The 13137-nt window shown below is 46.3% G+C and carries 10 protein-coding genes and 1 riboswitch; of the genes, 2 read left to right on the forward strand and 8 right to left on the reverse strand.

The window, feature by feature from the left end; genetic code table 11:
- Positions 1-121 precede the first annotated feature (121 nt).
- The 6 genes from ABJF92_RS09475 to cobJ all read right to left on the reverse strand — a co-directional run bounded on the left by ABJF92_RS09475 (position 122) and on the right by cobJ (position 8820).
- Entirely contained in the window at positions 122-571 is a 450-nt protein-coding gene (locus ABJF92_RS09475; protein ID WP_446815547.1) for an Lrp/AsnC family transcriptional regulator, read from the reverse strand.
- Positions 572-1014: 443 nt separating this feature from the next.
- The gene (locus ABJF92_RS09480) at positions 1015-2208 is read right to left on the reverse strand and encodes a sirohydrochlorin chelatase (protein WP_446815548.1); all 1194 of its coding nucleotides are present in this window, start codon (positions 2206-2208) and stop codon (positions 1015-1017) included.
- Between the two features lie 80 nt (positions 2209-2288).
- Positions 2289-6155, reverse strand: coding sequence for a cobaltochelatase subunit CobN (gene cobN, locus ABJF92_RS09485; protein ID WP_446815549.1), 3867 nt, complete (start codon positions 6153-6155; stop codon positions 2289-2291).
- A 24-nt stretch (positions 6156-6179) separates the two neighbouring features.
- Entirely contained in the window at positions 6180-7259 is a 1080-nt protein-coding gene (gene cobW, locus ABJF92_RS09490; protein WP_446815550.1) for a cobalamin biosynthesis protein CobW, read from the reverse strand.
- Complete coding sequence (cobM, locus tag ABJF92_RS09495) at positions 7250-8035, reverse strand: precorrin-4 C(11)-methyltransferase (protein WP_446815594.1); 786 nt, start codon at positions 8033-8035, stop codon at positions 7250-7252. Before cobM ends, cobW begins: the two co-directional genes overlap by 10 nt.
- Positions 8036-8043: 8 nt before the next feature.
- Positions 8044-8820 (reverse strand): precorrin-3B C(17)-methyltransferase, encoded by a 777-nt coding sequence (cobJ, locus tag ABJF92_RS09500; protein WP_446815551.1) that lies wholly within the window; start codon positions 8818-8820, stop codon positions 8044-8046.
- Positions 8821-9053: 233 nt separating this feature from the next.
- Positions 9054-9207, forward strand: a riboswitch (FMN riboswitch).
- 122 nt (positions 9208-9329) lie between these two features.
- On the opposite strand from cobJ, the gene ABJF92_RS09505 reads away from it, so the two are divergent.
- A complete protein-coding gene (locus tag ABJF92_RS09505) occupies positions 9330-9809 on the forward strand; it encodes a 6,7-dimethyl-8-ribityllumazine synthase (RefSeq protein WP_446815552.1) in 480 nt (159 codons plus the stop codon).
- A gap of 97 nt (positions 9810-9906) precedes the next feature.
- Here ABJF92_RS09505 and ABJF92_RS09510 read toward each other — a convergent pair whose 3' ends face one another.
- Positions 9907-11148, reverse strand: coding sequence for a leucine-rich repeat domain-containing protein (locus ABJF92_RS09510; protein ID WP_446815553.1), 1242 nt, complete (start codon positions 11146-11148; stop codon positions 9907-9909).
- 268 nt (positions 11149-11416) lie between these two features.
- Here ABJF92_RS09510 and ABJF92_RS09515 point away from each other — a divergent pair, with 268 nt between their 5' ends.
- A complete protein-coding gene (locus ABJF92_RS09515) occupies positions 11417-12913 on the forward strand; it encodes a methyl-accepting chemotaxis protein (RefSeq protein WP_446815554.1) in 1497 nt (498 codons plus the stop codon).
- A gap of 37 nt (positions 12914-12950) precedes the next feature.
- Here ABJF92_RS09515 and ABJF92_RS09520 read toward each other — a convergent pair whose 3' ends face one another.
- Entirely contained in the window at positions 12951-13106 is a 156-nt protein-coding gene (locus ABJF92_RS09520) for a YbaM family protein (RefSeq protein WP_446815555.1), read from the reverse strand.
- Between the last annotated feature and the right edge of the window lie 31 nt (positions 13107-13137).

Genomic DNA, 13137 nt, shown 5'->3' on the forward strand with positions numbered 1-13137 from the left:
TTGATTACAAATCCATTTATTTCTTATTCAAATGTAATCATTAACTTAACTTTAGGTATCACATGTATAACGAATGCACTTATCCGAATTTCGCACCAAGATATGGCGTAAAACATTTTCCTTACAGTCTTGCCCCGCCACGCCTATGCTTAACTCGCTTTAATAGGCTGCCACACTCAACTGAAATAATTTCTTCTCGCCCGAACAGAAAATTCTTCGCAAAATGATCGAATGCTTCATAGCTATCAGTCAATGTGTGAATATGTAAGCTTCTTAAATCCGTCATAATGTAAAGACTAACAACTTCTTGTTTCGCTGCCAGCTCTTCTGCCACACTCTCAATATGCTGAGGGGCTACCTTAAGATCAATAAATGTTGAGATTACCTTGCCTAGTTTTTCAGGGTTAACAACCGCCGTAAACTTTTCGATAACCCCGTCATCGACTAAAGCTTTAACCCTTGATCGAGCATGCGCGCGGGAAATATTCAATTGTCGCGCAATGTCTGCAAAGGAAGCACGTGCGTCTTGAACCAAAATGCTAAGTAAAGCCGTATCATTTTTATTCATCATAAATTCTCATTTTAAAAACAAGTGATTATCAAGCAAATAATCGGCCACTTATTATCTGAATTTTGGCATTTTTTAAAAATTCAAGGTAAGCGTTATGTGAACATATCGAAGAGATCCTCACCGATAGGTCAAAGTACAGGCAGACGCAAATGAGTAACATGATAGCGGCCTAATAGAAAAGTTCAGCCCTTGTATTTGAAGGCTTGTAAGCATGCCTGTCTTAATTAGGCACAGAGTGATTAGTATGAAATTAACGAGTAGCTGTCACGAGTATTCGCGCTGACGCGTCGAGGCACGAGACAGGCGCAAGCGAATGACGTGATAGTTTTGAAGTGTGGCTGGAAGTTAACAAAAAGGCAGAAAAATCAGCCGTGAAGTTGAAAGCTTAGAAATGGAGCGAATCAAGGGTTTAGCCAGCGCAATCGCTGACTAAACCCTTTCAACTATTTGCGGTGAGCAAAAGCGGTTTGGGTGCAGTCCGCGTCGATTTTGTCTTTTTCTTCCGCTAGGATTTCATCGGTAAATTGGCCCATGAAGCAACAGCAGACACCTTCGCCAATCATGGTTCTTGGCCCCATAGGGTGACCAATGTGTTTGTAAACGCCGTGGGAGTGGCCATGATGAGAATGATCGTGCCCATGGCTGTGTCCATGGTCATGCGAATGACTGTGATCGTGGCTGTGTCCGTGATCATGCGAGTGGTCATGGTCATGACTGAGATCAGCATGAGACAAGCCTTGAGTATCGTCTTGAGGATCGACAAACTCGGCGTGGTGGTGATGTACATCCACCTCCCCTGCTGCCAAACGACGTTTAAACGAGTTCATCAGGGTTTCCTCACTGATCGATTCGTACTCCCCTTGCATAATTTCTTCTACACGGTTCTGGAACGCATCGATCACTTTCGCATGGTCATTCAAATAAGGCGTTTGTATAAATTCAATTCCAGGGTTTTCTCCAGCAACTTTGTCCACATAGCCCTGAATACGCTTAATTAGACGGCCAGTGAACAAGAAGTAAGGCGCGACCACAATACGCTTGTAGCCCAGCTTCATTAGCTTCTCAAGTCCGACGCCAACCGATGGATAAGTTACTCCAGAATAAACCGTATCAGCCCAGCCAAAGCCCATGTTTTCGTTAACGATACGGGTCAATTTCGCGGCTTCTGCGTTAGCCGAGGTGTCAGACGTACCCCGACCAACTACCACCAGCAGAGTGTCGTATAAGTTTTCTGGTGGTGTTTCTGGATCAAGCCCCATAGACTCGTAAATACGTGCTTGGAAGGCGTCGATCATGTCGTCTTGCAAACCAAGCTCACGACCGTAAGTGACCTTTAAACCTGGGTGTTTTTCTTCATAGGTGGTCAATACGGAAGGAATATCATTTTTAGCATGCGTCGCCGCAAACAACATGCCTGGCACAGCGTAGATTTCCTCAACGCCTTTTTCTACTAATCGGTTCAAACCCATGTGTATATTTGGGGCCGAAAATTCTAAAAAACCGTATTCGACAGGCAACTCTGGATAACGAGCCCTCAAGCCTTCAGCCACTAGGCCGAATTCGCGTTCTGCGTCTTTATCGCGGCTACCATGGCCGCAAATCATAATGCCTTTTTTGCTTTGAGTTGTGTTACTCATTATCTCTCTCTGTTTGATTCATTACTGTGGCGCTATTGTAGCGCCCAATTAACTAATATCCAGTGATCTTCTGCCCAAGATCACTGGCTTTGCTCCTGTTGCTGATCGAGATCAAGCAATAGGGACTGGATTTTTTCTTGATAACTTTCGTTGTCTTGCCACATATCGCGCTGTATTGCTTCAAGCAAACGCTCCCCCATCTCTTCTAGAGCGTGGGGGTTATTCTCTCGCATAAAGGCTTGATTAGTAGGGTCTAACAGCAAGCGATCGGTAACCTGCTGATATTGATAGTCCGCCACTAAATCCGTAGTGGCGTCGTAGGCGAACAAATAATCCACCGTGGCGGTCATCTCAAAGGCCCCTTTATAACCATGGCTTTGCATAGCGCTGATCCATTTAGGATTCAGTACTCGGGAGCGTACCACACGATTCAACTCTTCCTTTAAGGTGCGGACCTTTGGCACACTGGGGTTAGAATGGTCGCTATGATAAACACTCGGAGCTTGACCGGCCAGTTCTGTCACCGCATTGGTCATGCCGCCCTGAAACTGGTAATAGTCGTCTGAATCTAAAATATCATGCTCACGATTATCTTGGTTTTGCACCACCGTATCTAAGTTAGACAAGCGTTCCACAAAGGCTTCGTGTGCCACCACACCATCCTGCTTGCCTCCATCATAGGCATAACTGCCCCAGTTTACATAGGCTTCCGCCAAGTCAGCTTTGGTGTCCCAACAGCGCTCATCAATTAGACCTTGTAAACCCGCCCCATAAGCACCGGGTTTTGAGCCAAATACTCGATAAGAAGCTTGTCGACTGGCGACTTCTGCAGACACTCCTTGCCCTATTAGCACATGCTGACGAGCTAATACGTTGGCGCGAATAACATTACCGGTACCCGGCTCTTCATAATCTGCGACCGCTTGCACCGCCGCATCATACAAACGCATCACATTGGCAAAGGCATCACGGAAAAAGCCTGACACCCGCAAGGTAACATCCACTCTCGGACGTCCCAACTGCATGCAGGAAATCACCTCAAAATCGGTTACCCGATTAGAGCCCGGCGCCCAAATAGGCCGTACGCCCATCAAGGCAAAGGCTTGAGCAATATCATCTCCGCCTGTGCGCATGGTGGCGGTGCCCCATACGGATAAACCCAAATCACGAGGGTAATCCCCTTCTTCTTGCAGGTGTCTTTCAATCAAGGCTTCAGCAGATTTTTGCCCAATTGCCCACGCCGCAGGAGAGGGAATCGCACGATTATCCACCGAGAAGAAATTACGTCCGGTGGGCAAGGTGTCTAAACGACCTCGGGTCGGTGCACCGCTTGGCCCTGGCGGAACAAAACCACCACTTAGACCTGAGATTAAGGCTTGAATTTCATCTGTGGCACTTTGCTGCAAGGCTGCCATCAAGTGTTGTTTAGCGTGGTCTAACACCGCAGCTGTGTGCGGCAGCACATTGGCCAATTCTTGAATATCTTCCGTCGCCAATAGAAAGGTCTTAATGAGCCCCGCGGCCAGCAGCTCTAAACGCTCCTTGGTATCCGCTTGGGTTCGCCAGCTCCCTTCTACCACATTCACTAACATGACAGGACGAGGCCCTTGCCAAGGCGTAGCAACACTTTCTAATGGGTCAAAGTCATTAACAGCCATTAAACCAAGGTCTGCCGCCAAGGCATGCAATAAACCTTCGCTACTGGCGTCACTGCCTCTGGGCAGACGTAACAAAGCCACCAAGGTATCGGCTAATTTATCGTTTTCTGGTAATTGTCCTAAACGATGCAAGCCATGACGTATTTGCGCCTCTTTAATTTCACACAAATAGGTATCTAGACCTTCAAGCACAGAGTCATCATCGTCTTCTTCGACACCCGCTAATTCTTCTAATAAATGACTAGAGGTGACTTTTTCGAGAATCTGCTCACGTAACCAAGTTTCGCGACGCACATCCATGCCCATAGCTTGATAATATTCGTCCACTAAGTTTTCAAGCTCCGCCATCTCACCGTAGGTTTCGGCACGGGTCATGGGCGGCATTAAATGATCAATAATAGTCGCCTGGGTTCGACGTTTGGCTTGCGCCCCTTCTCCAGGGTCATTAACAATAAAGGGGTAGAAATTCGGCATTGGGCCCAAAATAACATCTGGCCAACAGACATTTGATAATGCCGTGCCCTTGCCCGGTAGCCATTCTAAGTTGCCATGTTTGCCTACATGAACAAACGCATCCACCTGATAAACGTGGCGCAGCCAAAAGTAAAATGCCAGATAACTATGGGGTGGCACCAAGTCTGGATCATGGTAATTGGCCGCTAAGTCTAGATTAAACCCTCGGGCTGGCTGCACCCCGACAAAGGTTTCTCCTAAACGAATCCCCGCCAACATAATGCGTCTTTCGAGCTGACCATTTACTTGTTGAGCACGGCACTTATGATCCTCTTCTGGTGGCCCCCAACGTTGCCACACAGCCTGTTGTGCGGCTAAAGGCAACTGGTAAAAATAATACAGGTAGTCATCTAAGGCCAAACTTTGCCAACAGTCTCTTTCGTGCAAGCTGTTAGGATTATTGGTAACCGCTCCCAACAAGCTCTCGATCAGCCCGTTACCATCCTTTGGAATATCATTAATAGGATAGCCCGCAACGTCGAGTGCTTTAAGAAGATTCACGGTTGAGGCTGGGGTATCTAGGCCCACGCCGTTACCGATACGACCATCTTTCGTAGGATAATTTGCCAGCACAAAAGCAATGCGTTTTTCAGCGTTCGACTTGCTGGCGAGTTGTGCGTATTTTTTGGCTAATTGCGCGGTAAATGCCGCACGCTCAGGCTGCAATTGATAGCGAATCAGGTCAATCTGCGCAGCTGCATGATAATGACTCAATGCCTTAAAACTGATGGCGCGAGTAATAATGCGCCCATCCATTTCTGGCAACACGATTTGCATGGCCACATCACGACTGCGCAGCCCTTGCGACTGCGCTTGCCAGTCCTCTTCCGTACTGGCAGAGAGAATTAGCTGTAAAACTGGGATGTCGACCGCAAAGGCGGATTGAAAATGGGTGGGCTGTGCTGCAAGGTCAGGGCTGCCCACACGGTTGGCAGCAAAGCCCGTGGTATTCAGAATCACGCAGGCATTATGTTGACTGGCTAAGGTCTCAATCAACGCCACTGACAAGTTATCTTTTAGCGAACTGACCGCCACAGCCAAGGGCGCAAAGCCTTCTGCAACTAAGGTTTCTAGCAGATCATCAAACATGGCAGTATTGCCGCTTTGCATATGCGAGCGGTAAAACACAACTAAACAGACCGGCGCTTGTGCGGTTAACATCTGCTGATAATGGGCTTGCCACTGGTTTTGACTGATTGCCTGCCCTTGCTGATAAATCAAGGCACTTGGTAATACCGTCGGCTCTTGCCAGTCATGTTGCTGATCAAAACCTAAGGCGGCAAGAAAGTAGAACAACTGCTTACTGTTGGCTTCACCACTTTCCCGTAAATAACGCCATACTCTATGAGCATCTTCCATGGCACAAGTAGAGGCCGCCAATAATTCTGGAGCTGGGGTCTCGTCTCCTGGTACCACGATCAATTGGCGACCGGGCTTGGCTTGCACCCAAGCTTGTAAACGTGCAAAGCCATAAGACCAGTAGTGTTCTCCGCCCAATAAGGACAACACCACCAGCTGACTGCATTCTAATACCTTGTCTTCATAAAGATCATACGCAGCAGGTTTAAGCAGCTGCATCCAATTGGCTAAGCGTACACTCGGCAGGACTTTAGTCGAGTTCTGACACTCTTGCGTCGCCAAGTCTAAGCCATGAGCCAAGGCCCCCAGTACAGTATCTGCAGCGGCTAAAACAACGATATCGGCAGGCGCTTGCCCAAGATCGACAATGCCTTCATCGTCTACAAAACCACCAGGTTTAGCCGCCAGTAAATGCACACCAACTCTCCACTTACTTGTTTATTAGGCGCTTAACGCATCGTTCAAGGCATCTTCAATCATGGCTTGATTAATGCCTTTGCCAATAAACACTAGCTGAGTTTGACGGATTTCATCCGCCTGCCACAAGCGGTCAAAGTAACGATCAAGGCGTTTACCGACCACCTGAAAGACTTGACGCATAGGCTTACCATTCACCGCTGCAAAACCTTTTACACGGTAGATATTATGCGCTTCCACTAGCTGAGTTAGTGCCTCCTGTAATAATTCCGAATGCACTTCGCCAAGCTTCACCACGAAAGAGTCAAAATGATCATGGGCATGATCATGATGTTCCCCATGAGCATGGTGATGGTCATGATGATTATGCACTTGGTTAATACGCTCTTCGGTGGCCGCATCAATGCCTAACAACATGTCCAAGGCCGCTTCGCCATTCTCTATGTACACCGTTTTCACGGTATTTGGCACTTCGTGACTGATTACACCTTCGACCTTAGTGCGCTCTTCTTCATTCAATAAATCATTCTTGCTGACCACAACCAAGTCGGCGGCACTTAGTTGATCATCCAACAACTCTTGCAAACTTGGGTCATGATCTAGGCTGTCATCGGCCAAACGCTGCTGTTGAACTTGCTCTTCATCATGAGCAAAACGACCTGCTGCCACGGCTGGGCCATCCACCACGGTAATCACAGCGTCTACCGTACAATGCTCTTTAATGCCCGGCCAGTTGAACGCTTGCACCAAAGGTTTTGGCAAAGCCAACCCACTGGTTTCAATCAGAATATGGTCGATGTCATCACGACGCGCCACCAGCTGTTCCATGACAGGGAGGAACTCATCTTCCACCGTGCAGCAAATACAACCATTAGCAAGTTCGTAAAAACCTTCTTCGCTACGAGTGGCTTCTTCTTGTCCGTCTTCACAATCTAATGGGCAAGCACGCAATAGGTCAGAGTCGATATCAAGCTCACCGAATTCATTGACAATCACCGCGATGCGCTTGCCCGCTGCTTGCTTAAGTACATTGGATAACAGGGTGGTTTTACCACTGCCTAAAAATCCCGTCACTATGGTGGTTGGTATCTTATTTAACTGCATGAGGAATCCTTTTTTGTTTGGTGTATTTTGCGGAAAATGTGTGCCTGAGACTTATCGTATAAATAGGAATCCGCAAACTCTTCGGTATCCAACACTTTGCCAACTAAAATCAAGCTGGTACGGGTGAATTTTTTAGAACGTACTTTGGCGACAATGTCTGCCAATGTGCCAGTCACATAATCTTCGTCAGGCCAGCTAGTGCGGTAACACACAGCGACAGGACAATCCTCCCCGTAATGAGGAATCAGCTCTTCAACAATTTTGTGGATACGAGTCACCCCTAAGTGAATGGCCAACGTCGCGCCACTCTGTGCTAACGCGGGTAAACGCTCTCGTTCAGGAAAAGGCGTTTTGCCTTCATAGCGAGTCATTATCACAGTTTGCGACACACCAGAGAGGGTCAGCTCTTTTTTCAGCATAGCCGCCGATGCGGCCACTGCACTCACGCCGGGTATCACCTGATAGTCAATTCCTAAGGCTTCAAGACGGCGTATTTGTTCACCAATGGCGCCATATAAAGCAGGGTCACCACACTGTAAACGCGCCACATCTTTGCCTTCTTGATGAGCCTTAGCGATCACCGCCGTGGTTTCGTCAAGGTTCATTTGCGCCGTATCGTAAATGGCTTCCGCCTTGTCACGCACACTGTCGATCACTTGGGTCGGAATTAACGAACCGGCGTAAAGAACAACCGGACAGCGTTCCATGGTTTTCACCGCTTTTAGTGTCATTAGGTCAGGGTCACCAGGACCTGCACCTATAAAATAAACCGTCATGTTTTCCCCTAGAGTTTCTTCGAATAGCCCCGTGGCGTATAAATCCACTGTTTGTCGCCATTAACTATGTGCTTAGTGTCGGAATTGCCCACACTGACCATGGTGAACATGTCCACATCTTTGGCGTCCAATTCCCCTAGGGTGATAAAACGCACCTTCTCTTCGGGACGAGTTAGTTGACGACCAATCATCACTGGGGTACTCGCTGGGCGATATTGCAACAAGACATCACGGGCATGGTTTAATTGCCAATCTCGCTTGCGGGACACTGGGTTATAAAACGACACCACAAAATCCCCAGCGCCACAGGCATGAAGGCGTTTATCAATGGTCTCCCATGGCGTCAGTAGATCCGACAAGGAAATGGTACAAAAATCATGGCCCAACATGGCCCCTACGCGACTCGCACCCGCTTGCATAGCGGAAATACCAGGGATCACTTCTATATCTACGTCTAGCCACTCAGGATGGTTCTCTTTACCCTGTAATTGCTGGTCTAGCAGTTCAAACACCAAAGTAGCCATGGCATAGATACCAATATCACCACTGGAAATCAGTGCGGTAGCTTTACCTTGAGCGGCCAAATCTAACGCTAAGCGGGCGCGGCCTATTTCTTCTCCTAAAGGTAAATCATGAAAGGTCTTACCCTGACTTAGATCGCCAAGTAACTCTAAATAATACCCATAGGCAACCCAATCAGTGCAGGCCGCTAGAGCGTGCGTCGCTTTTGGCGCGACCAAATCTAAATCACCGGGCCCCATGCCCATTACAAATAACTTGCTCATTGTTTCTCTACATTAAAAGTGGGCAGCAGTACTGCAAATGCCGCCATTGTACACCGATTGCTACTTTGACGGCATGAAAAGACTAGGATAATGCTTGAGGAAACTTCAGCCAGTAATGCTTCGATTAAATTGGCAAATAAAATGGAACTCATCGAGCAAAATGCTTTTTATGAGGCTGATACTTTGACACCGAGCGCTCAAACAACGTATATTTGCGCCATCGGAAATTCCGATTTCGTTCTCGGGGCGGGGTGAAATTCCCCACCGGCGGTAAAGAATTTTTATTCTAAGCCCGCGAGCGCCTAACAGACTTCTGTTTTGTTAGGGTCAGCAGATCTGGTGTGACTCCAGAGCCGACGGTTATAGTCCGGATGATAGAGAGCGTGTCAGACAAAACCTCAAACAAGGTTGGCTTTTTTGTGCCACTTGTCTACTAGGTATGCCATTTTGAAATGGTGTATTTGCCTGTCCGTTCGCCCTGATTCACCTTTTATATATAGGATTTACCAATGAATCAGAGCTCAACGAATTTTACACCTGCAACACAACGCATTGCTTTTCTTCACGCCTCTTGGCATGAAGATATTGTGTTGAATTGTTTGGATGGATTTAAGAAAGAGTTAACTGCTCGCGGTTATGATGCAGCCTTAATTGATGTTATCCCTGTGCCGGGTGCTTATGAAATTCCTCTACAAGCTAAACTGCTTGCAAAAAGCGGCCAATACGCAGCTATCGCTGGCAGTGCATTAGTGGTTGATGGTGGTATTTATCGCCATGACTTCGTTGCGCAAACGGTTTGTAGTGCCCTAATGCAGGTTCAGTTAGAAACTGAAGTTCCTGTGCTGACAGCAGTACTGACACCTCACAACTTCCATGAACATGACGAGCATAAAGACTACTTTAGTCGTCACTTCGTGAAAAAAGGGGTGGAACTTGCCAACGCTTGCGATCAAGCCGTTCGCTTAACCGCTGCAGCGAAATCTCTATAAGTAAGCAGAAATAAAAAGCCGCTGTTTGAAGTGACCCCATAAAGTTGGACTCATTTCTAAGCGGCTTTTTTGTGCCTAGGGTTTGCCCATAGCCGCATTAAGCTAGACTGCTTTGAAGCATCTGATAAGCCGGTGTATGACGATCTTCCTCTAGACACAAGCTCAGCATGTCCTTAACAAAATAGTGATAAGCACGCAATTCAACATTAGCTATCCCCTCTTGTATGTCTTCTCTAAGGTGTCCATATTTGGAAGCTGCCCCAAAATCACCAAACAGAATATGCCCTGTCTCGTTATTTATCAGCACATTGTGTGCATATAAATCACCATGACTAATCTTGCGCTCGGCAAAATGCGCAAGCAAAGACGTCATTTGCGCAACGATTTGTTCAATCTGACCAATGTTGAATGACTGTCCTTGAGTAAAAGTGTCACGAGTACAGCTGACTAAACTCGGTGGTTGTCCAAGGTTAGTGTAATTCTCTGGAATCAATTCCATCACTAAAGCAGACTGGTCTACCTCATTGATTTTCGCTAGGGGCTTAACAAGATTAGTATGACTCCCTGTCGCCAAACAGGCATCCAGCTCATCTTCAGGGTAACCATCACTGGTGACCTCTCCCTTAAATACTTTCACCGCCACTTCATTAGGCAACCCTAAGGCATTATGAATCCATGTGGCTTTGGAAATAACGCCTGATGCACCTTGCCCCAACACCTCTTGCAGGCTTAAATCTTGGCTAGCAACGGTTTTAAAATCTTCATGAGGGTCACGTGGAGCACAAAATGGATTGCCCGAGAAGGCTAACCAAGCTAGTTTTGGCAGTTTTAGTAGCACTTCTGGAAAGGCTTGCAGTTGGTTCGCGGATAAACGAATCAGCTCTAGGTTTTGGCATTGCGCTAAGCTGTCCGGCAACGCCGTCAACTGATTGCCGGCTAACGCTAATTTTTGCAGAGGCTTTAGGCGACCTATGCTATCAGGTAATTGGGTCAGCTGATTATCCGTCAAGATTAGCCAGCGAGTTTGAACAGGCAAAGCTTTTTCAGACACCTGTTTGATCTGATTATTTTTAAAGCCAATCATTTCGAGCTTCGGGCAACGACCTAGCACCTCAGGCAGCTCACTAAACTGATTATTCGAACAAAACACAATGCGAAGTTTGGTCAATCTGTCCAGGTCATCCGGCAAGTCAGTTAACGCATTGTTAGATAAATCTAGGATCTCTAGACTGTCGGCAAGATCATAGATAGCTTGAGGAAACTGTGTAAGGCTTTCAGCCATTTGTAGGCGCTTAAGACCGTTTAGCTCACCGCTATTGAGTTGTTTTAATGTATGCACAATGTCGCTCTTCGATTCTAAATCGCCCCATTATACTGCTTAAAATTTATGACTCTACTTATACCTAGAAATTAAACCAACAAAACGCTACACATGAGTGACTCTAATTCTTTGTAAACATTTCGTAAAAGCCTATAAACTTATGACCTAAATGGGATAATGCTACGTATCAATATATTGGCCAAGCTTGATGGTGAGTGAGCAAGTAAGCTAATTTTCATATTGAACTCATCATTTTAGACAACTATACAATATACTGGACAAACACATGACAGAACCTTCTAACAAAACCCTCAGAAACGATGTGTTTCTATACCGCTTTTTATTAGCTCAAATACCACTTCTCATTCTTAGCGGTTTTATGGGCGCCAAACTATTAGACTTCACCTTAGTGGCTGCTGGTGTTTTATTCATTTGTACGCAAGCCGCCTACAGTCTCTTTAAAGGGCGCACGACCTTTTCTGTGCTAGCAGGCATTCTGATGATGTTGGTGTCCTCTACACTCATTCAGAGTCAACTCGGTATGATTGAAATGCACTTTCATATCTTTGCTTCCATGGTGCTCTTTCTCATCTACCAAAAATGGCAACCCATCATTGCCGCCTTATTAACAACGGCGGTTTACCACATTGGTTTCATGTTTGTGCAAATGGCTGGTATTCATATTGGCGACATGCCTATCATGGTTTTTGCAGGCCCTCATCACATGGGGGTGATGATAGTGCATTGTATTTTTGCAATTTCTGAGGCAGCAATATTGATCTATATGGCTTTCTTAATGACTAAAGAGTCTTCCGCCAATATTAAAATTGCCAATGCAATTGAGAAAATATCCAAGAGTAATGATCTCTCGATTCGCATCGAGAAGCCTTCCTCTAGTGCAGAAATTTCGCTAAATAATTTGCTAGATCAATTGGCAAAACTGTTTTCAGATTATCGAGGAATTGCCACCAGTTTGGTTTCTACCAGCCAACAGATCGATAAAATCAGTCAAAAAGCCCATGCTAGTGTTGATAAAAGCTTGAATAGATCACAAGACATGACAACCTCTGCCCAAGCGGTTTCCCAATCTATGAAACGGGTGGCAAATAACAGTATTGAGTCTGCGGACACGGTTAAAATGTTGGAGCAAGACACTGTTAAAGACAGCCAGCAGGCGTTGGCCATCATGCAAGACATGGAATTACTGTCAAAAGACACGTCAGCAATATCGACCTCACTGCAAAATCTCACAACGGATGTTGATGCCATTACCGCTTTGCTGGATTCTATCCGAGGTATTTCTGAACAAACTAACCTACTTGCCCTTAATGCAGCTATTGAGGCTGCTCGTGCAGGAGAAACGGGTCGTGGTTTTGCCGTCGTAGCGGACGAAGTAAGAACGCTAGCGCAACGCTCCAGTGAATCCACCGATGAGATAGAGAAGGTTCTGACGAATCTAAACACTAGTGTAGAAAAAACGGTACGATCAATTGAGTCAGGGAAAGACCGTACTGCCATTAGTGTTGAGCACACCTTAAAAATTTCTGACGACTTACTTAAGCGCGCCAAAGATGTAAATCAGGTCGCGAATGCAAGTAATGACATTGCGCAAGACACCCAAGAGCAAGAGCGTATAATTGCCACTATCTACGAAAAAGTAGATATGAATGCTCAGTCCATAGATCAATTGGCTGAGCTAATGAAAGAGCTTTCTAAGAGTAGTAGTAGTATTAGTCAGGTAACGAAAGAGTACGAAAGCAAAGCAACGCTATTCAAGATTTAAGTCGCTTCCCTAGCCCTTTGTTTTGCAAGGCAAAGGGCTAGTCATTCTTATCCAACAATTTCCTTTCGTAATCCGCCAAAACTATTCGTAAAGCCTCTACCGCCACGTCATCAGCCACTTGATTCGTCTCTAATAATTCAATGAGGTCCACGGCTAATTGCACGTGCTGAGGGGCATTTTTTAAATCCATCATAATTCCATCGTTAAATTGCAGTAATTGCTGT

Origin of the sequence: Marinomonas sp., assembly GCF_039940335.1 — a bacterium.
Taxonomy (GTDB): domain Bacteria; phylum Pseudomonadota; class Gammaproteobacteria; order Pseudomonadales; family Marinomonadaceae; genus Marinomonas.